Source organism: Sphingomonas yabuuchiae (genome assembly GCF_001477495.1).
Classification (GTDB): domain Bacteria; phylum Pseudomonadota; class Alphaproteobacteria; order Sphingomonadales; family Sphingomonadaceae; genus Sphingomonas; species Sphingomonas yabuuchiae_A.
This window is the reverse complement of sequence record NZ_LDTF01000097.1, coordinates 22265-46832: the sequence shown is the minus strand read 5'-3', so window position 1 is coordinate 46832 and position 24568 is coordinate 22265. Positions and strand designations below refer to the sequence as shown.

The 24568-nt window shown below is 64.4% G+C and carries 22 protein-coding genes, 1 tRNA gene and 2 pseudogenes; 6 read left to right on the top strand and 19 right to left on the bottom strand.

Going from position 1 to position 24568, the window contains the following annotated elements; translation table 11 throughout:
* Nucleotides 1-120: 120 nt before the first annotated feature.
* Nucleotides 121-1551, bottom strand: a complete 1431-nt coding sequence (locus NS355_RS15650; protein ID WP_058746532.1) for a pyruvate dehydrogenase complex E1 component subunit beta — start codon at nt 1549-1551, stop codon at nt 121-123.
* Between the two features lies 1 nt (nt 1552).
* Nucleotides 1553-2596 carry a pyruvate dehydrogenase (acetyl-transferring) E1 component subunit alpha gene (gene pdhA, locus NS355_RS15645; protein WP_056432896.1) on the bottom strand — a complete coding sequence of 348 codons (1044 nt, stop codon included), beginning with the start codon at nt 2594-2596 and terminating at the stop codon, nt 1553-1555.
* 171 nt (nt 2597-2767) lie between these two features.
* On the opposite strand from pdhA, the gene NS355_RS15640 reads away from it, so the two are divergent.
* From NS355_RS15640 to NS355_RS15630, 3 genes are read left to right on the top strand one after another with little or no spacing between them, the layout of a single operon-like run.
* On the top strand, nt 2768-4120 hold the full coding sequence (locus tag NS355_RS15640) for an MFS transporter (RefSeq protein WP_058746531.1): 1353 nt from the start codon (nt 2768-2770) through the stop codon (nt 4118-4120).
* Nucleotides 4117-5037, top strand: coding sequence for a cysteine synthase A (cysK, locus tag NS355_RS15635; RefSeq protein WP_058746530.1), 921 nt, complete (start codon nt 4117-4119; stop codon nt 5035-5037). The genes NS355_RS15640 and cysK overlap by 4 nt, the downstream gene beginning before the upstream one ends.
* The gene (locus NS355_RS15630; protein WP_058746529.1) at nt 5034-6317 is read left to right on the top strand and encodes a cell wall hydrolase; all 1284 of its coding nucleotides are present in this window, start codon (nt 5034-5036) and stop codon (nt 6315-6317) included. The genes cysK and NS355_RS15630 overlap by 4 nt, the downstream gene beginning before the upstream one ends.
* A gap of 163 nt (nt 6318-6480) precedes the next feature.
* On the opposite strand, the gene NS355_RS15625 is transcribed toward NS355_RS15630, so the two are convergent.
* From NS355_RS15625 to NS355_RS15610, 4 genes are all read right to left on the bottom strand, one after another.
* A complete protein-coding gene (locus NS355_RS15625) occupies nt 6481-6891 on the bottom strand; it encodes a MerR family transcriptional regulator (protein WP_058746528.1) in 411 nt (136 codons plus the stop codon).
* Between the two features lie 33 nt (nt 6892-6924).
* Nucleotides 6925-7425, bottom strand: a complete 501-nt coding sequence (locus NS355_RS15620; RefSeq protein ID WP_244489709.1) for a hypothetical protein — start codon at nt 7423-7425, stop codon at nt 6925-6927.
* Nucleotides 7422-7784, bottom strand: a complete 363-nt coding sequence (hisI, locus tag NS355_RS15615; RefSeq protein WP_058746527.1) for a phosphoribosyl-AMP cyclohydrolase — start codon at nt 7782-7784, stop codon at nt 7422-7424. Before hisI ends, NS355_RS15620 begins: the two co-directional genes overlap by 4 nt.
* A gap of 88 nt (nt 7785-7872) precedes the next feature.
* Nucleotides 7873-8124: a DUF7218 family protein gene (locus tag NS355_RS15610; RefSeq protein WP_058746526.1), complete on the bottom strand. Its 252-nt coding sequence runs from the start codon at nt 8122-8124 to the stop codon at nt 7873-7875.
* Between the two features lie 144 nt (nt 8125-8268).
* On the opposite strand from NS355_RS15610, the gene purF reads away from it, so the two are divergent.
* Both purF and NS355_RS15600 read left to right on the top strand, forming a co-directional pair.
* Nucleotides 8269-9720, top strand: coding sequence for an amidophosphoribosyltransferase (purF, locus tag NS355_RS15605; RefSeq protein ID WP_172839649.1), 1452 nt, complete (start codon nt 8269-8271; stop codon nt 9718-9720).
* Nucleotides 9720-10430 carry an SDR family NAD(P)-dependent oxidoreductase gene (locus NS355_RS15600; protein WP_058746525.1) on the top strand — a complete coding sequence of 237 codons (711 nt, stop codon included), beginning with the start codon at nt 9720-9722 and terminating at the stop codon, nt 10428-10430. Before purF ends, NS355_RS15600 begins: the two co-directional genes overlap by 1 nt.
* A gap of 123 nt (nt 10431-10553) precedes the next feature.
* Here the strand turns inward: NS355_RS15600 and NS355_RS15595 are convergent, their stop codons facing one another.
* Genes NS355_RS15595 through NS355_RS15580 form a run of 4 tightly spaced genes read right to left on the bottom strand, consistent with a single transcriptional unit; the run spans nt 10554 to nt 14444 of the window.
* Nucleotides 10554-11528, bottom strand: a complete 975-nt coding sequence (locus tag NS355_RS15595) for an AAA family ATPase (RefSeq protein ID WP_058746524.1) — start codon at nt 11526-11528, stop codon at nt 10554-10556.
* 7 nt (nt 11529-11535) lie between these two features.
* Nucleotides 11536-12708: a D-alanyl-D-alanine carboxypeptidase family protein gene (locus tag NS355_RS15590; RefSeq protein ID WP_058746523.1), complete on the bottom strand. Its 1173-nt coding sequence runs from the start codon at nt 12706-12708 to the stop codon at nt 11536-11538.
* Nucleotides 12709-12739: 31 nt separating this feature from the next.
* Complete coding sequence (locus tag NS355_RS15585) at nt 12740-13417, bottom strand: septal ring lytic transglycosylase RlpA family protein (protein ID WP_084788022.1); 678 nt, start codon at nt 13415-13417, stop codon at nt 12740-12742.
* Nucleotides 13401-14444 (bottom strand): lytic murein transglycosylase, encoded by a 1044-nt coding sequence (locus tag NS355_RS15580; RefSeq protein WP_058746521.1) that lies wholly within the window; start codon nt 14442-14444, stop codon nt 13401-13403. Before NS355_RS15580 ends, NS355_RS15585 begins: the two co-directional genes overlap by 17 nt.
* A 141-nt stretch (nt 14445-14585) precedes the next feature.
* Here NS355_RS15580 and NS355_RS15575 point away from each other — a divergent pair.
* Nucleotides 14586-14675 (top strand) — tRNA-Ser (locus NS355_RS15575).
* A gap of 727 nt (nt 14676-15402) precedes the next feature.
* Here NS355_RS15575 and NS355_RS15570 read toward each other — a convergent pair.
* The 9 genes and pseudogenes from NS355_RS15570 to arsC all read right to left on the bottom strand — a co-directional run bounded on the left by NS355_RS15570 (nt 15403) and on the right by arsC (nt 24566).
* Nucleotides 15403-16502, bottom strand: a pseudogene (locus NS355_RS15570) (IS3 family transposase).
* Nucleotides 16503-16560: 58 nt separating this feature from the next.
* Nucleotides 16561-16710 (bottom strand): annotated as a pseudogene (locus NS355_RS18410) (transposase); the annotation flags it as partial.
* 417 nt (nt 16711-17127) lie between these two features.
* Nucleotides 17128-19593 (bottom strand): TonB-dependent receptor plug domain-containing protein, encoded by a 2466-nt coding sequence (locus tag NS355_RS15560; RefSeq protein WP_084788020.1) that lies wholly within the window; start codon nt 19591-19593, stop codon nt 17128-17130.
* A 50-nt stretch (nt 19594-19643) separates the two neighbouring features.
* Entirely contained in the window at nt 19644-21074 is a 1431-nt protein-coding gene (locus NS355_RS15555) for an amidohydrolase family protein (protein WP_242122336.1), read from the bottom strand.
* Between the two features lie 85 nt (nt 21075-21159).
* Nucleotides 21160-21669 carry an arsinothricin resistance N-acetyltransferase ArsN1 family B gene (locus NS355_RS15550; protein WP_058746517.1) on the bottom strand — a complete coding sequence of 170 codons (510 nt, stop codon included), beginning with the start codon at nt 21667-21669 and terminating at the stop codon, nt 21160-21162.
* Nucleotides 21666-22421 (bottom strand): arsenical resistance protein ArsH, encoded by a 756-nt coding sequence (gene arsH, locus NS355_RS15545; RefSeq protein WP_058746516.1) that lies wholly within the window; start codon nt 22419-22421, stop codon nt 21666-21668. The genes NS355_RS15550 and arsH overlap by 4 nt, the downstream gene beginning before the upstream one ends.
* Complete coding sequence (arsN2, locus tag NS355_RS15540; RefSeq protein WP_058746515.1) at nt 22421-22855, bottom strand: arsenic resistance N-acetyltransferase ArsN2; 435 nt, start codon at nt 22853-22855, stop codon at nt 22421-22423. The genes arsH and arsN2 overlap by 1 nt, the downstream gene beginning before the upstream one ends.
* Entirely contained in the window at nt 22852-24138 is a 1287-nt protein-coding gene (locus tag NS355_RS15535; protein WP_058746514.1) for an arsenic transporter, read from the bottom strand. Before NS355_RS15535 ends, arsN2 begins: the two co-directional genes overlap by 4 nt.
* Complete coding sequence (arsC, locus tag NS355_RS15530) at nt 24138-24566, bottom strand: arsenate reductase (glutaredoxin) (RefSeq protein WP_058746513.1); 429 nt, start codon at nt 24564-24566, stop codon at nt 24138-24140. Before arsC ends, NS355_RS15535 begins: the two co-directional genes overlap by 1 nt.
* Nucleotides 24567-24568 lie beyond the last annotated feature (2 nt).

The following is a 24568-nucleotide window of genomic DNA, read 5'->3' as shown; positions in this document are numbered from 1 at the left end:
GGGGCGGGGCGGCGGCGGAAGCGTCGGTCATCCCCTGCCCTTCGCACAGGTAGCGCCCATGAAAAAGGGCCTCCCGGTTTCCCGGAAGGCCCCTTTCAAACCAGAAGGTTACCCGATGGCTTAGCCGCGATAGGTCACCTTCTTGACCGCCGCGACGACCTTGTTCGCGTCGACCAGCGCCAGCTTTTCGAGGTTGGCGGCATAAGGCAGCGGCACGTCCTCGTTGGTCACGCGCAGCACCGGTGCGTCGAGGTCGTCGAACCCTTCCTCCATCACCACGGCGGTGATTTCCGATGCGATCGAGCAGGTCGGCCAACCTTCCTCGACCACGACCAGGCGATTGGTCTTGGCGAGCGACTTCAGCACCGTCTTGGTGTCGAGCGGACGCAGCGTGCGCAGGTCGATGACCTCCGCGTCGATGCCCTCGGCGGCCAGCTTCTCGGCGGCTTCGAGCGCGACGCCCACGCCGATCGAGTAGGAGACGAGCGTCACGTCCTTGCCCTCGCGCATGATCCGCGCCTTGCCGATCGGCAGGACGAAATCGTCGAGCTTGGGCACGTCGAACGAACGGCCGTACATCAGCTCGTTCTCGAGGAACACGACCGGATCTTCCGAACGGATCGCGGCCTTCAGCAGGCCCTTGGCATCGGCCGCGTCATAGGGCGCGATCACGATCAGGCCGGGGACCGAGGCGTACCACGGACCATAGTTCTGCGAGTGCTGCGCGCCGACGCGGCTGGCGGCACCGTTGGGGCCACGGAACACGATCGGGCAGCGCATCTGGCCGCCGGACATATAGTTGGTCTTGGCGGCCGAGTTGATGATGTGGTCGATCGCCTGCATGGCGAAGTTGAACGTCATGAACTCGATGACCGGGCGCAGGCCGCCCATGGCGGCACCGGTGCCGACACCGGCAAAGCCGTATTCGGTGATCGGCGTGTCGATGACGCGGCGGTCGCCGAACTCGTCCAGCAGGCCCTGCGTGACCTTGTACGCGCCTTGATACTGGGCGACTTCCTCGCCCATCACGAAGACGCGATCGTCGGCGCGCATTTCCTCGGCCATCGCATCGCGCAGCGCTTCGCGGACGGTGAGCTTCACCATCTCGGTGCCTTCCGGGATTTCCGGCGAGGCGGGCGCTTCCTGCTCGGCGGCGGCGACCAGCTTCTGCGTGCCGCTTTCCTGCTCCGCCGCAGCCGCGCCTTCCGGCATCGGCGGGGCGTTGTGGTCGGTCGCCTCGTTCTTCGGCGCGGCATTGGCCGCATCGCCCGACCGCGAGCCCGAAGCGGCGGCGGACGCGACGTCCTCGCCCTCTTCGGCCAACAGCGCGATGGCGGTGCCGACCTTCACATTGTCGGTGCCCTCGGCGACGATGATCTTGGCGATCACGCCCTCATCGACGGCTTCGAATTCCATCGTCGCCTTGTCGGTCTCGATCTCGGCCATGATGTCGCCGGACTTGACCGTATCGCCTTCCTTCACGAGCCACTTGGCGAGCGTGCCCTCTTCCATGGTCGGGGAAAGGGCCGGCATCTTGATCTCGATCGCCATCTCAGTAACGCTCCACCAGCACTTCAGTGTAGAGTTCAGCCACATCGGGCTCGGGGGTCTGCTCGGCGAAGTCCGCCGCTTCGTTGACCTGCTTGCGAATGTCCTGCTCCAGGACCTTCAGATCGGCCTCGGTCACGCCCTGCTCTTCGAGCAGACGCTTCACGTGATCGATCGGATCGGACTTGTCGCGCACGCCCTGCACTTCCTCGCGGCTGCGATACTTGGCGGGGTCGGACATGGAGTGACCGCGATAGCGATAGGTCTTCATCTCCAGGATGACCGGACCCTTGCCCGCACGGACCCAGGCCAGCGCCTCTTCGGCCGCGCCACGGCACGCCAGCACGTCCATGCCGTCGACCTGGATGCCGGGGATGCGGAAGCTCTCGCCACGGCGATACAGTTGGTCCTCGGACGAGGCGCGGTTGACCGCGGTGCCCATGGCGTACTGGTTGTTCTCGATCACGAAGATGATCGGGAGCTTCCACAGCTCGGCCATGTTAAAGCTTTCGTACACCTGGCCCTGATTGGCCGCGCCGTCGCCGAAATAGGCGAGGCAGACGCCGCCGTCATTGCTGTACTTGTGCCCGAACGCCAGGCCGGTGCCCAGCGACACCTGCGCGCCCACGATGCCGTGGCCGCCGTAGAACTTATGCTCGGTCGAGAACATGTGCATCGACCCGCCCTTGCCCTTGGAGATGCCGGCGGCACGCCCCGTAAGCTCGGCCATGATGACCTTGGGATCGATGCCATAGGCCAGCATATGACCATGGTCGCGATATCCGGTGATGACCGAATCCTTGTCGCCGTCGAGCGCCGACTGGAGACCCACCGCCACGGCTTCCTGGCCGATATACAGGTGACAGAAACCGCCGATCAGGCCGAGGCCATAGAGCTGACCCGCCTTTTCTTCAAAGCGGCGGATCAGGAGCATCTGCTTGTAGAAATCCAGCAACTGTTCCTTGGTAGCCTGGAACGGTTGCGGTTCGGCGGGACGCTCCCGATTGGGAATGGGGGGCTCGCTGGTACGGCTTGGAGCTTTTGCCACAGTCGGGAACACCTTTGTTTCCGTTAGGGAAGGATGCGAGCCTATTGGCGCGCTTTGTCACGAAACTCAATTCCCCCTTTAAATTCCCATCGGGACAGCGGGAATTTAGGGGTGAATAGCTTTGCCTCGGTTGCCTTGTCGGCGAACCACAGCCTACAACGCGCGTCAACCATGGACAAACCCCTACATCCGTTTCGCATCGCCAATTTCCGCAGCTATTGGCTGTCGCGGTTCAGCGGAACGATCGCCGTATCCGCCATGTCGATCGTGATCGGATGGCAGGTGTACAATCTGGCGCGCGAGACCATGGACGTGCGCCAGGCCGCGTTCATGCTGGGCATGATCGGCTTTGCGCAGTTCGTGCCGCTGTTCCTGCTGACCCCGATCACCGGGCTGGTCGCCGACAGCGTCGACCGCCGCTGGATCGTGCGGGCCACGACGACGCTCCTGGTCCTCACCGCCGCCGCGCTCTGGTTCCTGACATGGTCGGGGCATCTGACGCTGGGTGCGCTGTTCACCGCCGCCGTCGCCTTCGGCATTGCGCGGGCCTTTTCGGGACCGGCCTATTCCTCGCTTGCCCCCAATCTGGTGCCGCGTGAAAGCCTGCCGACCGCCATCGCGGTCAGTTCGATCGCGTGGCAGGTCGGCACCATCGCCGGACCCAGCGTCGGTGGCCTGCTCTATGCGGTGCATCCCGAATTCGCGTACGGCGTCGCGACCCTGTTGTTCGCGATCGCGCTGTTCTGCATCTTCCTGATCGGCCCGGTGCCGCAGCCGCCCGCGCAGACCGACCGTCGCCCGCTGACCCGAATCGTCGAGGGGTTCAGCTATGTCCGCCGCAATCGGCTGGTGCAGGCGGCGATCACCCTCGACCTGTTCGCCGTGCTGCTGGCGGGCGCGACCTCGCTGCTGCCGGTCTATGCGCGCGATATCCTGCATGTCGGATCGCAGGGGCTGGGCGTGCTGGCGGCAGGCATGGGGATCGGCGCGGCGACCACCGCCATCTGGTTCTCGTTCAAGCCGATGACGCAGAATGTCGGGGTCAAGATGCTGATCGCCGTCATCGTGTTCGGGCTGTCGATCCTGACCTTCGGCATCGCCAGCCATATCACCGGCGCGCTGGGTCTGGGCACGGGGACGCTGGCGCTGGGCGGCTTCAACATCTTCATCCACCCCGCCTTCCTGCTCAGCCTGATCGCGCTGATCTGCGCGGGCGGCGCCGACATGGTGTCGGTCTATGTCCGCCAGTCGCTGATCCAGCTTCATACCCCCGACGAAATGCGCGGACGGGTGAGCGCGGTGTCGCAGCTGACCATCTCGGCCTCCAACGAACTGGGCGAGTTCGAGAGCGGGGTCATGGCCTCGATCCTCGGCCCGGTCGGCGCGGTGGTGTTCGGCGGGCTGGGCGCGATCGGCGTCACCCTGCTCTGGTCGCGGCTGTTCCCGGAACTCCGGCGCGCGCGAACCTTTGATCCGCCTGAAATCCTTGCAACCGAACCTAGCCACGGAGAAGCCAAGCCATGAAGGCCAACACCATCCTGGAAACGATCGGCAATACGCCGCACATCAAGCTCCAGCGGCTGTTCCCCGGATCGGAGGTCTGGATCAAGTCGGAACGCTCCAACCCCGGCGGGTCGATCAAGGACCGCATCGCGCTGGCGATGATCGAGGCGGCGGAGGCCAAGGGTGATCTGAAGCCCGGCGGCACCATCGTCGAGCCGACCAGCGGCAATACCGGCGTCGGCTTGGCGATGGTCGCGGCGGTCAAGGGTTACAAGCTGATCCTGGTCATGCCCGAATCCATGTCGATCGAGCGTCGCCGCCTGATGCTGGCTTACGGCGCGACCTTCGACCTGACGCCGCGTGAAAAGGGCATGAAGGGCGCGATCGAACGCGCGCTGGAGATCGTGCGTGAGACGCCCGGCGCCTGGATGCCGCAGCAGTTCGAGAATCCGGCCAATATCGATGTGCATGTCCGCACGACCGCGCAGGAAATCCTGAACGACTTCCGCGATTCGCCGATCGACGTCATCATCACCGGCGTCGGCACCGGCGGCCATATCACCGGCGTTGCCGAGACGCTGAAGAAGGAATGGCCCGGCCTGAAGGTCTATGCGGTCGAGCCCGCCGCCTCGCCGGTGATCCAGGGCGGCCAGCCCGGTCCGCACCCGATCCAGGGCATCGGCGCAGGCTTCATTCCCGCCAATCTCCACACCCAGGCGATCGACGGGGTGATCGAGGTCGATGCCAATGTCGCCAAGGACATGGCGCGCCGCTCGGCCACCGAAGAGGGCATTCTCGTCGGCATTTCGTCCGGCGCGACGCTGGCCGCGATCCTGCAGAAGCTGCCCGACCTGCCCGAGGGCGTCCGCGTGCTCGGCTTCAACTATGACACGGGCGAGCGTTATCTGTCGGTGCCGGACTTCCTGCCCGAACAGTGAACGACACGTCCCGGCGGCGCGGCGGCATCCGCGCGGCGCTGTTCGCCATCGCCGGTACGGCCAGCGTCGTACCGGCTTTGCTCGTGGCGAATGCGCCCGACATTCCCCGCACCCAGCACGGGTCAGGACAGCGCACCCGACCGGTGCCGCGCGTCGTCCCTCCAGCCGAGCTGCCCCCGGTCGAGCCGGTCGCGTTCGTCGACATGAGCCCGGACGAGGCGCGCGCCTATAATGCGGGGGTGCCCTTCTCGACCGATCCCAATCCGGCCGCCCGGCCCTTTCTCTATCGCGGATCGGCGGAGGACAAGGCGCGCGCGCTCGACTGTCTGGCGGCGGGTGTGCTGTACGAGGCGGGCGATGACGCCAAGGGTGAACAGGCCGTGGCGCAGGTCGTGCTCAACCGGCTTCGCCATCCCGCCTTCCCCAAGACGGTGTGCGGCGTGGTGTTCGAGGGGCAGGAGCGCAGCACCGGCTGCCAGTTCACCTTCAGCTGCGACGGGGCGCTGACCAAGTGGCAGCCGCCCGAAGCCGCCTGGACCCGCGCGCGCCAGATCGCGGCGATGGCGCTGAACGGCAAGGTCGTCCCCGCGGTCGGCCATGCGACCCATTATCATACCGATTGGGTCGTGCCCTATTGGCAGGCGAGCCTGGACAAGGTGGCGCGGGTCGGCAGCCACCTGTTCTTCCGCTGGTCCGGCTGGTGGGGCACGCCCCCCGCCTTCAACCGGCATATGGTGGCGGGGGAACCGGTGATCACCCAGCTGGCCCCCTTCTCGCCCGCGCACCGGGCGGGGACCGATGCCAGCGACGATGCCGGGGCCGCGCTGGCCGAAGGGGCCGCCGCGACGGGGACCATGGCGCCACTGGCCAGCGAACCCGACACCTTCCTCATCACCCTGCCCGCCGGACTGTTGCCGGACGGCTTCCCGGCGCTGGCGACGACCCTGTGCGGGGCACGCAAGCATTGCACGGTCATGGCTTGGCGCGATGCCGCCGAGACGGCCTTCTCGGTGCCGCTCAATCCGGTCCAGATGGAGACCATGGCGTTCAGCTATTTCCGCGACGCCGGCATCGGGCTGGAGCGGACCTTGTGGAATTGCGGCGTCTATCCGGCGTTCAAGGGCGCGCGCTGCATGAAGCGCATGTCGATGACCATCGTCCCGTTGGCTGCTCCCACGCCGCAGCCCAGCCCGACCCCAACCCCCACCGGCGAACTGTCCGGCGTCCGCCGCGCCAGTACGCCGCCGATCGAGTCCAAGCCGAAAACGCCCCTGCTATAGGGGTTTCCCAACCCCAACAACTTATGACCACGCCGGCGAAGGCCGGGGTCCAGGTGCGAGACGATGGCAGGGTTCTCTCCCCTCACCCCACTGGATCCCGGCCTTCGCCAAGATGGACGGATGAGGCTTTCAGGATGGTTTTGCCGCTGTGACGCGCGTGTTCCTAACCCCGGTGCGATTCGACCAGCGCGACGAACTCGGTCAGCTCGGCGATCGCCGCGTCGATGTCCCGCTTCTGTGCCTGAAGCGCCTCGATCTTGGCGGTGCAGCGCTCCAGCGTCACCTCGCGCTGAAGACGACGGCCGTCACCCAGATCGTACAGATCGATCATCTCGCGAATATCGGCCAGACTGAACCCGACCCGCTTGCCCCGCAGGATCCAGGCGAGCCGCGCGCGATCGCGTTGCGAATAGATACGCTGCGTGCCCCGCCGCTGCGGCGAGATGAGCCCCTCATCCTCGTAGAAGCGGAGGGCGCGGGCGGTGACGCCGAACTCGGCGCACAGCTCCGTGATCGAATAATCGTCGCGATCGGCACTGGGCAGCGGTTCGGCGGAGGCGGCGACCTGGATCATGACACCGAAGGCTAAATGCCCTTTACGTGAACGTCAATCTGCACAAAGCGCGGTGCCGTTCGCACTGCGCAAGGCCTGCGCTTCGGCGACCGAGGCGCTGATCCGCTCGACATTCAGTGCCGAAAGCGTCGCCCGGCCGGTGCAGAACGCATTGCAGGTCGAGGGCAATGTCGCGGGGAATTGGATGGCGTCCCCGTCGAACCGCGCGGTGAAGCGGCATGACCCGAGCGTCAGCTTCAACGCCGAACCCGATCTCTCCATGGTGCCGATGGCGGTGCAGCCCTGCCCTTCGCCGTAATCCACCACCACGCCGACCCGGCGGGCCGGCCCCGTTCCGGCAGGCAGGATGCACATGCGATCCGTGTCCCGCGACCAGATGCCGTCCAGCGGTGCGGCAGCCGGATCGGCGACCAGCCCGGCGGCGATGCTCGCCGCCTCCAGCCTTTCGCCTGCCCCGTCGTCCGCGCCCTCGCCCGCTTGCCCACAGGCGGTCAGCAGCAACAGGGACGCCAGCGCGACTCTCCGCCGGATCACGCGACCGGCGCCAGCCCGTCCCCCTCGATCCGGCGATAGAAGCAGCTGCGCGCCCCGGTATGGCAGGCAGGCCCCGCCGGATCGCAGATCAGCCAGATGGCGTCCTGATCGCAGTCGATCCGCATCTCGACCACGCGCAACACATTGTTCGAGCTTTCGCCCTTCTTCCAGAGTCGCTCCCGACTGCGCGACCAGAAATGCGCCTCGCCGGTCGTGCGCGTCGCCTCCAGCGCCTCGGCATTCATATGCGCGACCATCAGCAACTCGCCGGTCGCACGGTCGGTGGCGATGGCAGTCAGCAAGCCATTGCTGTCGAATTTGGGATCGAGCGTCAGCCCGGTGTCGCGGTGATCGGCCATGCGGCGGGGTTAGAGCGGAATGCGGCCAAAGTCATCCGTTGCGAATGGTAGTCGACCCTCCACCGTCTTGAGCGATGATGGAGGGGCGTCACCCGTGCCCACGAATCGCCTCGATCAGCGCATCCTTGTTCATCTTCGACCGTCCCGCGATCCCAATCCTGCGGGCCTCGGCCAGCAGATCGTCCTTGGTCCGATCCTCCAGATGGGTGGCATTGTGGTCCAGACTGCCCTTCGCCTTGGCATTGGCGATACGCGCCGCCTTTTCCTTGGATTGACCCTGCTTGCGCAGCTCCTCGTACAGGGCATCATCCTTGATCTGGGCGCCGTGATCGCGTGCCATATGGCATCTCCTGCTTTCGGTCCCGAAACGCAGTCTTGGCGAAAATGATCCCGTGGATGATGACAAACAGGCGACAAACGCGGACGACATTCCTATATGCGCCCCGTCTGCCCCTTAGTTGCGAACGTTGCGAGCGCCTCTCCCATGCTGACCACCAACCCCTTCGACGACGATAAACTCCGCGAGGAATGCGGTATTTTCGGTGTGACCGGCGCCGATGGCGCAGCCGCGCTGACCGCGCTCGGCCTGCATGCGCTCCAGCATCGCGGGCAGGAAGCGGCGGGCATCACCAGCTTCGACGGCACGCTGTTCCATACCCACCGCGCGATGGGCCATGTCGCGGGCAATTTCGACCGTGACGACGTGATCCGTGGCCTGCCGGGCGAAGTCGCCTGCGGCCATGTCCGTTATTCGACGACCGGCGACACGTCGCTGCGCAATGTCCAGCCGCTTTATGCCGACCTGTCGACCGGCGGCTTCGCCATCGCGCATAACGGCAATATTTCCAATGCGATGAAGCTGCGTCGTGAGCTCGTCCGTCGCGGTTCGATCTTCCAGTCGACCAGCGATACCGAGACGATCATCCATCTGGTCGCGACCTCCAACTACCGCACCCTGCTCGACCGTTTCATCGACGCGCTGAAGCAGGTCGAGGGCGGCTATGCACTGATCGTGATGACGCCCGAGGGCATGATCGCCTGCCGCGATCCGCTGGGCATCCGTCCGCTGGTCATGGGTCGCCTGGACGGCGCGGTGATCTTCGCGTCGGAAACCGTCGCGCTGGACGTGTGCGGCGCGACCTTCGAGCGTGCGGTCGAGCCGGGCGAGTTGGTCATCGTGCAGGGCACCGAGATCCGCTCGATCCGTCCCTTCCAGGCGGTCGATCCGCGTCCCTGCATCTTCGAATGGGTCTATTTCAGCCGCCCCGATTCGATCGCGGGCGACCAGTCGGTCTATTCGGTGCGCAAGGAAATCGGCGCGCAGCTGGCGCATGAGTCGCCGGTCGAGGCCGATCTGGTCATCCCGGTGCCCGATTCGGGCGTCCCCGCCGCGATCGGCTATGCCCAGGCTTCGGGCATCCCGTTCGAGTTGGGCATCATCCGCTCGCACTATGTCGGCCGAACCTTCATCCAGCCGGGCGACAAGGTCCGCCATCTGGGCGTCAAGCTGAAGCACAATGCCAATCGCGCGCTGATCCAGGGCAAGCGGATCATCCTGGTCGACGATTCGATCGTGCGTGGCACCACCAGCCTCAAGATCGTGCAGATGATGCGCGAAGCGGGCGCGGCCGAGGTGCATATGCGCATCGCATCGCCGCCCACGCGCCACTCCTGCTTCTATGGCGTCGACACGCCCGAGCGTGCCAAGCTGCTGGCGGCCAAGCTCGACCTGGGCGGCATGACCGACTTCATCCATGCCGACAGCCTGTCCTTCGTGTCGATCGAGGGGCTGTACAAGGCGCTGAACGCATCGCGCGGCGACAAGCCCAGCTATTGCGATGCCTGCTTCACCGGCGATTATCCGACCACGCTGACCGACCATGACGAGACCGCGTCGGTCGACCAGTTCGCGATGCTGGCCGAGCGGGTCGCCTGATGGCGGGTGCACTCGACGGCAAGCTGGCGCTGGTCACGGGTGCCAGCCGGGGCATCGGCGCGGCGACCGCCATTGCGCTGGGCGCGGCGGGCGCGCATGTCATCCTGACCGCGCGCACGCCGAAGGGGTTGGAAGAGGTCGAGGAGACGATCTTCAACGCCGGGGGATCGGCCACCATCGCGCCGCTCGATCTGGCCGAGAATGAGTCGATCGGGCGGCTCGCGACGGCGATCGGTGAACGCTGGCAGGCGCTGGACGTGCTGGTGTTGAACGCCGGGATGCTGGGCTCGCTGGCCGCCGTTCCTGCGATCGATGCCAAGGAATTCGCGCGGGTCCTGACCCTGAACGTCAGTGCGCAGGCGGCGATGATCGCCGCGTTCGACCCGATGCTTCGCCGGTCGGGCGGTGCTCGGGTGATCGGCGTCACCTCCTCGGTCGGGCGCAAACCGCGGGCCTATTGGGGTGCGTATGGCGCGTCCAAGGCGGCGTTCGAGACGCTGCTCGGCGCCTATGGCGACGAGACGTCCGAGATCAGCGCGATCCGTACCGCCATCGTCGATCCTGGCGCGACCCGGACCCAGATGCGTGCCAAGGCCTATCCGGGTGAGGACCCGGCCTCGGTCAAGGCGCCGGAAGTGGTGGCGGAGCGGATCGCCACGCTGGCGATCGAAGGCTTCGCGCCTGGGCATTTCGAGCGGGTAGGTCTGTAACGGGCTGTTCGGTTGGCGGCAGGGCGTGGCCTTCGACTTCGCGCAGGCTGAGCGGATGTGCTCAGTTGGCCCCACTCGCCACCGCCGTTCAGCCTGAGCGAAGTCGAAGGCCAAGGGAAAGCTTCACCGCAAGGTCGCGATGATTCCCGCCATCTCGAACACCGTCCCCTGCGCATCGAGCGACAGCCCCCGCGCCGCCCCCGCCAGATCCTGCGCGGCGGCATAGGCGTCCAACGCCACCTTCAACCCCGGCCCCGACCGCCCGCGCGCGCGGCTTGCGATAAACGCGGGCACCCGGTCCAGAAACGCCTCGTAGCGCGCCTGCGACGCCTTGCCCGCCAGAGACTTGGCGAGCTTCACCCGCTCGGCATTGCCGGGATCGCCCGTCTCCGCGATCCGCGCGATGGCACCGTCCAGTCCCGCAATATTGAGCCCGGCAAAGCGCAGCGCCCGGCCCGGCGCACCATCGGCCACCGCGACCAGCGAGGCGATCTCATCCTCATCCGCCTCGGGCAGTTGCTGGCGCAGCACCCGTGCGACATCGGTGTCGGACAGTCGCTCGAACCGCAGCAACCGGCAGCGCGACCGGATGGTCGGTAGCAACCGCCCCGGTGCATGGCTGACCAGCAGGAAGACCGTCCCCGCAGGCGGCTCCTCCAGATTTTTCAGCAGCGCGTTCGCCCCGCCCCGCTCCAGATCGTCGATCGCGTCGATCAGGACGACCCGCGCCGGGCCCATGGCGGGCGCGGTCGCGAACATGGGTTGCAGCGTGCGGACCTGCGCGATGGTGATCGACCGCGCCAGGTCCTGATCCGGCTTCTCGGCATCCTTGGGCAGCCTCGCCATCACCCGGAAATCGGGATGCGACCCCGCCGCCATCAGCCTGGCGGTCGGATGGTCCTCCGGCACCGCCAGGCCGGGCGGCAAGGCCCCAGCCCCGCTCGCCCGCGCCAGCAGCCGGGTGGCCGCTGCGCGCGCGAAGCTGGCCTTGCCCACACCCTCCGGCCCGGCGATCAGCCAGGCATGGTGCAGCTTGGCCCCGCCCAGCGCGGCGGCGAAGGCAGCCTGGCCTGCATTATTGCCGACCGGCAGCATCAATCTGCGATCAACCGAAGAACGAGGTCAGCCCAGCCCAGGCGCGACCGAAAAAGCCCGCCTCGGAGACATCCTTGTCCGCGACCAGCGGCAGGCGCTGCGCGGGCATGTCGGGCGAGCTGACAACCAGATCGGCGATATGCTGACCCGCCTTGATCGGAGCCTTGATCGGGCCCTGATAGATGACCTTGGCGCTGATCGCGGGGTCGAGCCCGGCGGGCAGGGTCACGGTCAGCTGGCGCGGCGCGACGAGGCCGACGCTGCTCGACGAGCCCATCTGGACCTCGGCATCGGCGACCTTCTTGCCCTTGGCCACGACGGGCTTGGCCTGCCACGCGCGGAAGCCCCAGTTCATGAACTTCACCGACTCTTCGGCGCGCGCGTTCGAGCTGTTCAGCCCGGCCATTACCATCACCAGACGACGGCCATTCTGCTCGGCCGAGCCCGTGAAGCCATAACCCGCCTCTTCGGTATGGCCGGTCTTCAGGCCATCGGCACCGGCAACGCGGCCCAGCAGCGGGTCGCGGTTCGCCTGGGTGATGGCGTTGCCGCCCATCGTCTTGCCCCAGGTGAAATCCCGCTTCGAGTAGAATTGCTTGTAGAGCTGCGGGAAGTCCTGGATCGTGTGATCGGCCAGATCGGCCAGATCACGCGCGGTGACATAGGTCACGCCACCGTCCGGCCAGCCATTGGCAGTGCCGAAATGGCTGTTGTTCAGGCCGATCTGCTTGGCGGTGCGGTTCATCCGCTCGACGAAATTCTGCTCGGTGCCCGCGATATGCTCGGCCAGCACGACGCACGCGTCATTCCCCGACAGGGTGACGATACCGTACAGCAGGTTGGCGACGCTGACCTGTTCGTTCGGCGACAGGAACATGGTCGAACCCGCCTGCGGCCCATGCCACTTCTTCCAGGTCTCCGGCTGCACCGTGACCATGTCGTTCAGCTTCAGCTGGCCCTTCTTGACCAAGTCGAAGGCGACATAGACCGTCATCATCTTCGCCATCGAGGCGGGCGGCATCCGGCGATCGGCATCCCGCTGGAACAGGATCGCGCCCGAGGACAGGTCCTTCATGAAGGCGACCGGCGCGGGCGTATCGAATTGCGGCGCGGCCGCGACCGAGGGGGTGACCATCGCGACCAGGGCGAGCGGAGCGGCAAAAGATGCGTACAGGGTCTTCATGGGTGTTCCGTGACCAAAGGGAGCCGACAGGTCAATCCTGATGCAGGATGCGGGCGTCGTCATAACCCGCCTCTGCCGCCGCGTCACGCAGCGCTTTGGCGGAATCGGCATTCAGTCCGGCGCGCTCCACCCGCCAGACCCGACCGGCAGGTATCGCCTTTGCGGCGAAACGCCGGGCCAGCGCCTGCGCACGGGACGGGCTGGAAAAGCTGGCGATCTGCACGCGGTAATGGGCTTGCGGATCCAGCGCGATCGGGCGGGCGACCGGCAGAACCGCGCTCGCCCCCGCCAGGATCAGCCCCGGCTTGTCGCTGCCGGGCGACAGCGCGCGCAGCCGGATATGCGCGACGGACCGGCGGTTCGTGCCCAGCAGCTTCGCCGCGCCGAGCGACAGGTCCGCCACCCGGTCGGCGCGGCCCGGCCCCCGGTCGCCGACCCGCGCAACGATCGCCCGGCCGGTATCGACATCCGTCACCTCGACCATCGAATCAAGCGGCAGCGTGCGATGCGCGATCATCACGTCGTCGGGATCGAATCGCTTGCCCGTGGCGGTGCGCCGCCCGGCCAGTTCATGCCCGTACCAGCTCGCCTGGCCGGTGGCATCGTACTTGCCATAACGGACCGGCGGCGAATCCTCTGCCGCCACGGCTCCGACCGGCGCGGCAAGAGCCAGCGCCAGCAGCGCGATCGCCTCAGCCCGCAATCGCATCGGCCAGCAATCCGACGGACAATGCGTAGAAGTTCGAACAATTATAATCCAGGATAACCCGGTAATTGCCGGTCAGCAGATAGGCGGTCGCCCCCTGCCCGTCCGGTTCCATCAGCGTGGCGAGCACCTGGTCATTGGGCCATGCCGCGCCCTGCGGCACGATGCCCATCGCGCGCCATTCGGCGATGGTCCGCCAGCCGCTATGCCGCTCGAATACGCGGGGACAGCGGGGGCTGACCAGCCGGTTGCGCACCATCGAACGGTCGAAGCCCGCGGGCACCGTCACCGCAAAGCCCCAGGGCTGTCCTGCCCGCCATCCGGCATTGACGAAATAATTGCCGATTGAGACCAGCGTATCGGCCTCGCTGTTCCAGATATCGGCGCGACCGTCGCCATCGCCATCGCGGGCCAGGCGCAGATAGATGGAGGGCAGGAATTGCGGATTGCCGGTCGCGCCCGCCCAGCTGCCCTTCAGCTGGTCGCGGGTCACGCCCCGGTCCATCATCTTCAACGCGGCGATAAATTCGCCCTCGAACAGGGGCCGCCGCCGCCCTTCATAGGCCAGGCTCGCCAGCGAGCGCAGCAGGTCGAAATTGCCGGTATAGGCTCCGTAATTCGTCTCATGCCCCCAGATCGCGACCATGATCGATTCCGGCACGCCCGTCTCGCGCTCGATCCGCGACAGACGCGGGCGCTGCGCCAGATATTTGGTCCGGCCCCGGCCGATGCGCGCGGCATCGACATGCGCGGCCTTATAGGGCGCAAAGGGGCTGAACCCGCTATTGGCCGGGCCGCCGGGCTGGCGCCGGTCCAGTTCGATCACGCGCGAATTCAGCGTCAAGGTCGGCAGCACCGAGTCCAGGGTCGTCCGGCTGACGCCTTGCGCCATCGCGGTGCCGCGCACCTGTTGTAGATAGGCCTGAAATCCGGCCTCGTCCTGCGCGCAGGCGGGTGCTGCGCTGACCGAGGCCGCAAAGATCGACACGATGGCGAGGCGCTTCAGGCGCCGGGTAATGTCCCCCCACATGGGTACCTATGTGCCATAGCCGGGCCGAAGCCGGAACCTCGCACCACCGCAAGACCGGCACGCCCAGCCGCGCCGCCCGCCCTCAAATCGACAGTGGATTCGGCCCGCGGCTTGGCGTAGAGGCCCCTCCACCGCGATCCCGGAAGAGTGGCCGAGCGGTTTAAGGCACCGGTCTTGAAAACCGGCGATGGTGCAAGCCATCCGTGGGTTCGAATCCCACCTCTTCCGCCAGATCTAATTGTTTTTACTGCATTATTTTTATTCTCGACGAATGATGCCCACTTTCGTGCCCATTTCTGATTAGGTTTTCGGCGAGCACTGACGGTCGTCGATGAACCGGACCATGTGAGCTAATGCGATGCGTCCCGCCGCATCTGCCCCCCCCTACGAAAAATTTTTGCGCTACAGGTGACGTCAGATTGGCTCTGAACAACGTGCCGCAGCCGGCAGAATTGTAAGCTGCCACGCCGACGGGTGCTTCCTGATGCCTGGGCCCGCGTCATTGGTGATTATCCCCAGCTTGGCTACGCACCCAGCCGCATACGCCAGTGCCGTCACACCCTCACGGCATCCCGAGACTGACTGCCTTCAAACTTAGTGTTGGGCCATACGGCGCAACCATAGATTTTTGCAGTTTGCCACAAAGGCAGGGGCAGATGCACTTTCAGAGGGGGCGGTCGTTTCCGCCCCCTTTCTTACATTCGCCGCCGCTCAAATGCGCCTGCGCCGCTGCCTTGGCAGCTGCGACCGACTTGCCCTTGCGGGGGGTTTTAGCAGCTTCCGGTTTGGTGCCCTGCCCAGCCTTGGGGCTTTGTCCCGGCTTACGACCCAGGCCAATCCGCTTGGCCATAGTGAGTTGCCCCCTTCTGAGTGGTCCATCGACTATGACAGTCTGGATCAAGGTGAGCCTCACCCCATCTTAGGTCCGGTCTTTATGAGAAAACCGGCTCTCTTTTCATCAGGGCAGGCATGCCTGCCCTGATGAAAAAGCGCGCTCCATCGGGGTCTGGTTGCCGAGGGAGCTATGCGGACGGTGCTCGTTGTAATCGCGCCGCCACGCCTCACATTTTATCCGCGCGTCGTCCAAGCTCAAGAACCAGTATGCGTTGAGGCATTCGGCCCGCACCCGGCTGTTGAACGCCTCCGCGAACGCATTGTCGGTTGGCTTCCCAGGCCTGCTAAAGTCCAGCACCACGTCATGCTGGTATGCCCACAGGTCGAGATCCTTCGAGATGAATTCCGGGCCATTATCCAGACGAACGCGCTTGGGACGACCATGTACCGCGGCAATGCGCTCAAGCGTCTCGACCACGTCAGAGCCGCGGTAGCTCGTCCGTACGTCGAGCGCTGGCGACACACGGGTGAAGTTGTCGACGATCGACAGCACGCGGATTTTGCGCCCGTCGAACAGCTGGTCCGATAGAAAATCCATCGACCAGCACTCGTTGGGCGCCGTCGCTGGCGTCCGGTCATCGCGCAGCTTCGCCTTCACCTTGCGCTTGGACGTCTTGTTGCGCAGCTGCAGCCCGAGTTCGCGATACAGCCGATGAGTGCGCTTGTGGTTGATCTCCCAGCCCTCCCGTCGGAGAAGCACATGGATGCGTCAATACCCGTAGCGAACACGGGTTGCAGCCAACTCCTTGATCCGCATCTTGAGGCCGGCCTGATCGAGGCGGCGGGACTGATAGCGCTGGGTCGATCGATTGATCGGAAACGCGCTACAGGCTCGCCGTTCGCTGACCTGGTAGCTCGCCTGCAAATAGCCGACGATCTCCCGGGCTCGACCAGGCCCTACATTTTTCGGCGGATGACGTCCTGCAGCATCTCCTTGTCCAAGCTGAGGTTAGCCACCAGCCGCTTCAGCCGGACGTTCTCCTCCTCCAGCACCTTCAGGCGTTTCATCTCCGACGGCATCAGCCCTCCGTATTTACTACGCCATCGGTAGTAGGTCTGGATTGATATGCCGGCCTTCCGGCACACTTCCTCGACGGTTGTTCCATCCTCGGCCTGCTTGAGTATGAACGCTATCTGCTGCTCACTGATCCTCGACTTCTTCATTGGCGGATTCCCTCGTCCGGCACCTGCCAAACCTAACCGGGAATTTCTCACAAAAAACGGACCAATCCGGAGGGCTCAGGTCACTGAGCCAGCAGCCACGGTGCGACCAGCGGTTGAACCGGTTGTAGATCGTCGTCGATGGCCCATAATCGGCCGGGCAGTTGCACCAGCGACAACCAACCTTCAGCACATGCACGATCCCCCCAATAGGAGACATGCGGCCGCCCAACGTTGCCGTGAGTGGACCGTTTTCGCGAGATGAACGAATGGCAGAAAGTGGGAAGCGAATAGCGGGCTTCCAATGGCCGCTTCTGGGTCCTTGCTGTCTCAGCCTGGCGTGCAAAACCGACCCGTTGTTCGCCGATTTAGCATGCGGCGCGGCATCCCGAAACCATCCGTTCGAACTACTCGCAGCAGTCCCGTTTCTCCATGTCCGGCAGGCAGTTTCGGGAAAATGCAATTGGGAACAGGTTTTGGAAAAAGGGCTAAATCAGGAGGCATCTGGAACGTGAGCCTTCCAATGCTGTCCCTCTGAACCTTCGTTTGAGGGACGCTTTGCTCAATGAGACGTGCCACCCATGAGCGGCACGTCTAAATCGCCTCTCAAAAAACTAAATTGGTGCGGTCAATACCGCAAAGACAAACGGGCGTAGTAGTAGCCGCCGTAAGCCCCGAATGGCGAATTACCACCATAGATTGAGCTACCGATGGTGTTGGGGACGGTGCTCTTGTCAGGGTAGGTGTCAAAAATATTATAAGCACCTACCGCTACACGAGCTGCACGTGTGACGTCATATCCAACCTCTAGGTCAGTGATCCACTTCGCGCCATAAAACTGGTCCAGGCTGGGTGTATTGTTGAGCGTTGCCCAGTTTCCGTAACGCGTCTCTCTAAGGTTGATCCCCAAGCGATCCAGGTTCCAGTCAAGACCGAGGATCAGCTTATCCTTTGGCGTTCCGACGGTGAAATATCCCTGCGTCTGCCGGTCGAAGAGTGTCAGACCAAGTCCCGAAAGCTGGGTAGGCGTCGGGGCGATGTTTTTGATGTTCGTGACATTGTGATTGTAGCCGATCGTCGTGCGAAGCCGGCCAAACTCTCCAAGGGGCAGGTTGTACGAACCAACGATATCGATACCGCGGGTGCGGGTGTCGATCGCGTTGGTGAAGAAGCGCACATACTGGTCGCCCGAGAGGCCATTTGCGCGCAAAATGGCGCGTACCCCTGCACTGGAAAGAAGGCCAGTAAGCGTAATCCGATCGTCGATGTCGATCTGATAGGCGTCCGCCGTCACCGACAAACCAGCTATCGGCGTCAGCGCAAAGCCGACGCTGTAGTTGCGGGATTTTTCCGGGGTCAGGGGCGCTGCCCCGAGTGCAGCAGCGATTGGCGATCCGGTACAAACGATCTTGGATTCGATCAGCTGATATGCACCGCTGACGAGATTGAACTGGGTCGACGTCTGCGCATAGGCCTGCTGCGCAAGGCTCGGGGCACGGAAGCCGTTGGAGAATGCGCCGCGCAGATTGAGCCAATCTGCGACCTTGTAGCGCGCTGACACCTTGCCACTCCACACGTCGCCCGAGCTGTCGTCATAGGTTTCATACCGCACCGCGCCCGTCACGAGAAGGCGACTGGTGACATCAAGAGCGAGGTCGACATAGCCAGCCCAGACATTGCGTTTGATGTCAGCCTGGTCGCTCGGTGTCACGATGATCGCACCTTGAGCACCGACTGCGCCCGGCTGTCGGGCGAGGGGCGTTCCTGCCGGGAAGACATATCCGCCATTGGTGTAGGCCGCTGGATCAAGTGCCTTGGTGACATAGCTTTCGTAGCGGTATTCGGCGCCGGCAGAGATCTGGAGATTGCGCCCGCCAAGGATGGCATAGCTTTTCGTCAGGTCGAGATTGTTGGTCCACTGGTCGAAAGCCGCGCTGAACGTATCGAACGACGTCGGGCTGCTGGCACCGAGCGAAGCGTTGAGCGAGTTGTCCGCGCCGCTGCGTGCATAGTCGCGACCATAGGTGCTGCTGAGATCGAGCTTCCATCCGCCGACGTTTCCGCGCAGTCCACCGGTGAATTGGCCGTCGGTTTCATGGAGGGTGTAGAACGGTGTGAAGCCGTCCGGAAAGATCGCGAGGATATTGCTGGTGGCATTGGGCTTGCGGCCTGCCTGCCCAACGCGAGCTTCGCGATACCCCAATGTGGCGGTGGCATAGGCCTCGACATTGCCGAGGTCATACCGCCCATTCAGCGCCGCCTGGATTTGCCGCAGCTGAGGCAAGCCGCCTTGATAGGTACGGCGGTTGACCGTGGCTTCCCGCGGATCAGGCTGGCCGTTCACCGGAAAATAGAAGGTGCCGGTCACGTCGGAATTGCGGACCGTCGCATTCTGATATTTGCCGTCCACCGACAATGCCAGCGAGCCCCGATCGCCCAGCGCGAAACCATGTGAGAGCTGCGCGCTGACGGTTTCGCCGTCGCTGCCGTTGACGCCGTCGTGGTAACGCTGGCCGACCTCGACGTTGGCCGTACCGCCGGTCGCATTGGATTTAAGAATGATGTTGATGACGCCGGCGATCGCGTCCGACCCGTACTGCGCAGCCGCGCCGTCGCGGAGCACTTCGATGCGTTCGATCGAGCTGGCCGGTATCTGGTCCAGATCGACGGGGTTGCCCCCTGCCGAGACGTTACCGGAATTGAGGTTGATGAGCGCGGAATTATGTCGCCGTTTGCCGTTCACCAGCACCAGGACATGCACCCCGGACAGTCCACGAAGACCGGCAGGACGGGCTACGCTGTCGAACGACGAGCTGCCGACCTGTTGGGCCTGAAAGGACGGCACCAACTGGGTCAGGACGTCGCGCAGCTGCAAGCCACCTGACAGGCGAGCAATGTCCTCACCGCTGATGACGTCGATCGGGGTTGGGCTGGACGCGACCGTGCGCGGTTGCCCGCGCGAGCCGGTCACGACGATGTCGCTGCCTTCGCCCGTGTCAGTTGGAGCGGCAAGAGCATCGCTTTGCTGCGCCTGAGCGAGCGCAGGCGTGAGCGAGGCAACGGAAAGCGCCAGAAGGCTAGGTACGATATGCATGGAAATCTCCGCTGTGCAGCGTGATGGGGAAGAGCGCGGGCGCGCAGCTGTCAGCGGACAGCGTCGAAGGGTGGTGCTTTTGTCAGCGGCTTGGGCTGATGTCGCGGCACGACGATCTGGCCAGCATCGACGAGCAGGATGCCGTCGCGAAACACCTTGTCGACCTTGCGCAGCGCCTCGATATCGACATCGGGCCGACCATCGACGACAAGAATGTCGGCAAGCTTACCTGCTGTGATGCTGCCCAGCTTGTCGTCCATGTCGAGGATTTGGGCGTTGGTCAGCGTCGCGGTACGAAGCGTCTCCGCTGGCGAATAGCCGCCGTGGATGAACCATTGCAGCTCGGCGAGGTAGACGTTGGGGACCAACTGGTTCGCATCGCCGATCGTGTCGGTTCCGATCCCCATGACGATCCCGGCCGCCTTCATCTTTCGGAAGACGTCGAAGTCAGCCTGCGCGGATAAGGTGAAACGCCTAGAGGTCGACCCGTAAAAGCCACCGGAGCGATCAAGTACGTTCTGGTAGACCTGGAGCGTCGGGACCGATGCCGTATGATGCCGCGCCATGGCCCGGATTGTGTCGTCCGTGCGGGGCAAAGGATGCTCGATGATATCGACGCCGGCATCTACTGCGAGGGCGGTGTAGACCGTCTCACAATCACAGGTGACTTTCAGGCCTAGGCGATGCGCCTCATCGACGGCCGCTGCAATCTCGTCGGGTGAGAAGTGGCTTGCCACCTTGATGATGGTGGCGCCGCGCTTGAATGTTTCCCGCACGGCGCCCCGCCAGGCATCAGCGCCGTTGCGTTCCCAAGCATAGTCGGGGCCGTGGCTGGGCGACACCGGCCGTTCGGTCGCGTGGCCCCCAGTCCCCGTGATGATATGCCCGGCAGTGAACACGCGCGGCGCTGGAATACGATTGGTCGCACTCCAGTCTGCCAGAATGTACGGAGCATCCGCGACGCCGTTCAGATCGCGAACCGACGTGATGCCGGCTTCCAGCATCCAGCGCAGGTTTCTAGCCCCCCGCAGCACGCCGTCACCTTCGCTCGCCTGTAGGTCGATCGGCGTCGTGCTATCCGGATAGGTCAGATGGACGTGAAGATCGATCAGGCCAGGCAGGACCGTCTTGCCACCGACATTGATAACCCGGGCGTCCGCCGGCCAGTCACGACGGCCCGCCGGCCATATTGCGGCGATCTTGTTGCCCTCGATGAGCACGGTAGCAGGTGCTGACCGGGCGGATTTAGCATCGAAAACCAAGCCACCGACCAGAACGGTGACGGCTTTTGCAGCGGTGCTTTCCTTGACCGGGATTCGCTGAGGGTCGTCGGTCGTAGCCGTCTGAATGATCGAACGACGATCGTTCAAAGGCGTCTGCGCAATACCACCCGTCGCGCCTAACGATGCCGCACACATGGCTAGGAGGGCTGCTACCCCCGTTTTTTGGCGGCGTAGCGATGCGATGACGCTGATATTCAAATTTCTACCTTTGCCCTTTTAGAGTTAATTCCCCCATATCGAGTAGGGATTACAGGTAGTTTTGCTTGAAGGGCGCAAGCCAGCGCTATGAAAGCCGCGGTAGAAGCCGCTGCCACCAACCGACGTCGTGCCACTGCCCGAACTTCTGCCCTACCTCCCGGTAGATACCCAGCGGCGTGAAGCCCATGCTCTCATGGAGCGCGACGCTGCCGGGATTAGGCAGCGCGATGCCCGCAAACGCGGCGTGAACTCCGCGCTCGGTCAACTCCGCGATCAGCCTTGAATAGAGGGCGCGTCCAACCCCCGTCCGGTGGGCCTGATCGGCGATGTAGACCGTGACATCGACCGACCACCGATAGGCGGCGCGGGATCTATGCTGGCTGGCATAGGCGTATCCGATGACTTCGCCGTTTCGCTCGGCGATGAGGTACGGATAATTTTCCAAGGTCGTGGCGATCCGCTCCCCCATCTCAGCGATCGAGGGCGGGACCTCCTCAAAGGAGATAGCAGTGCCCTTCACGATGGGCGCATAGATCGCCTGGACGGCAGCCGCATCCGCTACATTGGCCGTGCGAATGGTCGGGATGGCTGTCATGAGACTTGGCATTGTGGAGCAATGGCGATGCTGGACAAATCTGTCGCTGGGTCGACCGGCACGCCGGCTTCCTTCCGCTCGGAATAGCGATCGACCAATTGCGCGGTATGTGGGCGCAGCAGCACCGTGAAGCGCACCAGCTCCTCCATTAGGTCGACGATCCGGTCGTAATAACTCGACGGCTTCATGCGGCCGGCATCGTCAAATTCCTCGAACGCCTTGGCTACCGATGACTGGTTAGGGATCGTCACCATCCGCATCCACCGACCCAGCACGCGCAGCGTATTGACGCTGTTGAATGACTGCGAGCCGGCAGACACCTGCATTACGGCAAGCGTGCGGCCTTGCGTCGGACGCATCCCGCCCATCAAGAGCGGTAGGTGGTCGATTTGCAGCTTCATGATGCCGGTAATCTGCCCATGCCGTTCGGGGCTGCACCAGACTTGCCCCTCTGACCACAGCGACAGCTCGCGCAGCTCGCGGACGGCCGGATGATCGTCACCGGCGTGCTGATCGGGCAGCGGCAGAGTGGACGGATCGAAGATGCGGGTTTCGCATCCAAAAAACCGGAGCAGACGCGCCGCTTCCTCGACACATAGGCGCGAGCAGGATCGCTCGCGCAGCGATCCGTAGAGCAGAAGGATACGCGGCGCGGGATCGAGCGGGCCAAGACCCAAGGCTGGCCGCTGGATGGCATAAGCAGGGTCAAGCGCTGGCAGGCTATCGGGATCAGCAACGGTACGGAGCGGCATCAGAGGGTTTTCGCAAGATAGGAGGCCGAGGCGGGGCACAGCGACGTAAATTCGCGTGAGGCGGCTATTGCCGGGGGCGCGGCGTCGCGATCGGCGTCGATATAGCCGAGCGCCCGAAAGAACGGTGCGGCCGTTGTCGTCAGCAGATGGAGGCGGCAGATACCAAGATCGCGTGCCTGTTGTTCGAGAGTGGCGACCAACGTTCGCCCCAAGCCATGCCCCCGATGATTGCCCAGGATGACGATCGAGCGAAGCAGGCGATCGGTCCCCCGCCCCTCAAGGCCACCGCAACCCACGAGGCTATCGGCATCGAACCGGAAGAACATACGATCCGGCTCAGCGAGATCGGAGTTGGGCAGAGCAGCCATATCCAGAGCCTGCGCCAACCCACCCAGCTCGCTAGATTCCAGTGGCGTGATGGTCAGTTCTGTCATGCGATGCTGATCCTGATCGCCAGCGCCGCGAGCGTGATGAGCAGTACCGGCACGGTGAGCGTCACGCCGACGCGGAAATAATAACCCCATCCAATCCGCACGCCTTTTTGGCCGAGGACATGGAGCCACAGCAGCGTGGCGAGTGAGCCGATCGGCGTCAGCTTGGGGCCGAGGTCGCAGCCGATCACGTTGGCGTAGATCATCGCTTCCTTGACCACCCCTGTCGCGTGCGCGGCGTCGATCGACAGCGCGCCCACCAGCACGGTCGGCATGTTGTTCATCACCGACGACAGCACGGCCGCGATCACGCCGGTTCCCAGCGCTGCGCCCCACACACCGCCTTGCGCGGTGTAGTCGAGCAGCGCCGCCAGATGATCGGTCAGGCCGGCGTTCCGCAGGCCATAAACGACCAGGTACATGCCGAGCGAGAATATGACGACCTGCCACGGCGCGCCGCGCAGCACCTTGCCGGTCTGGATGACATGGCCCCGCCCCGCGATCACCAGCAGCAGGATCGCGCCGGCAGCGGCGACGGCGCTGACCGGCACGCCAAGCGGTTCAAGCAGGAAGAAGCCGGCGAGCAGCAGGGCAAGGACGATCCATCCGGCGCGGAAGGTCGCGGCGTCGCGGATTGCGGCACCGGGCGCGCGCAGCGCCCCCACGTCGTAATCTCGCGGTATATCACGTTGGAAGAAAATCAGCAGCGCGCCCAGCGTGGCGGCGATCGACACGAGATCGACCGGCACCATCACGGCTGCGTATTCGCCGAACCCGATCCGGAAGAAGTCGGCCGACACGATGTTGACGAGGTTCGAGACGACCAGCGGCAGGCTGGCGGTGTCGGCGATGAACCCCGCCGCCATGACGAACGCCAGCGTCGCCTTGTCCTTGAACCCCAGCGCCCGCAGCATCGCGATGACGATTGGTGTCAGGATCAGCGCCGCACCATCATTGGCGAATAGCGCGGACACTGCCGCACCCAGCAGCACGATCAGGACGAACAGCCGGCGACCATGCCCCCCGCCCCAGCGGGCGACATGCAATGCCGCCCACTCGAAAAACCCGGCTTCATCGAGCAACAGGCTGATGACGATGATCGCGACGAACGCGGTGGTCGCGTTCCAGACGATGCCCCATACCACCGGCACGTCGGACAGGGTGACGACGCCGGCAAGTAGCGCCACGACGGCTCCGCCTATCGCGCTCCACCCGATGCCGAGGCCCTTGGGTTGCCAGATGACAAGCGTGATCGTCGCGACGAAGATCAGGACGGCAAGCAGCATCAGACGACGCGCTGGCCTGAGGCATCCACCACCTGTTCGCCGTCTTCCTTGGCGAACGCGCCGAGCTGGCCGCTAGGCAGCAAATCAAGCACTGCTTCAGAAGGGCGGCACAGCTTCACGCCGAGCGGCGAGACGACCAGCGGCCGGTTGATGAGGATCGGGTGGGCCATCATCGCATCCACCAGCGCTTCGTCTGACAACGCCGTGTCGCCGAGGCCCAGCTCCGCATAGGGCGTTCCCTTCTCGCGCAGCAGCTCACGCGGCGTCATACCGGCGCGGTCGATCAGCTCGACCAACAGCGCGCGTGCAGGGGGCGTCTTCAGATACTCGATGACATGCGGTTCGATGCCGGCATTGCGGATCATCGCCAGCGTGTTCCGCGAGGTGCCGCAATCGGGGTTGTGATAGATGACGATATCGACGGCCACGG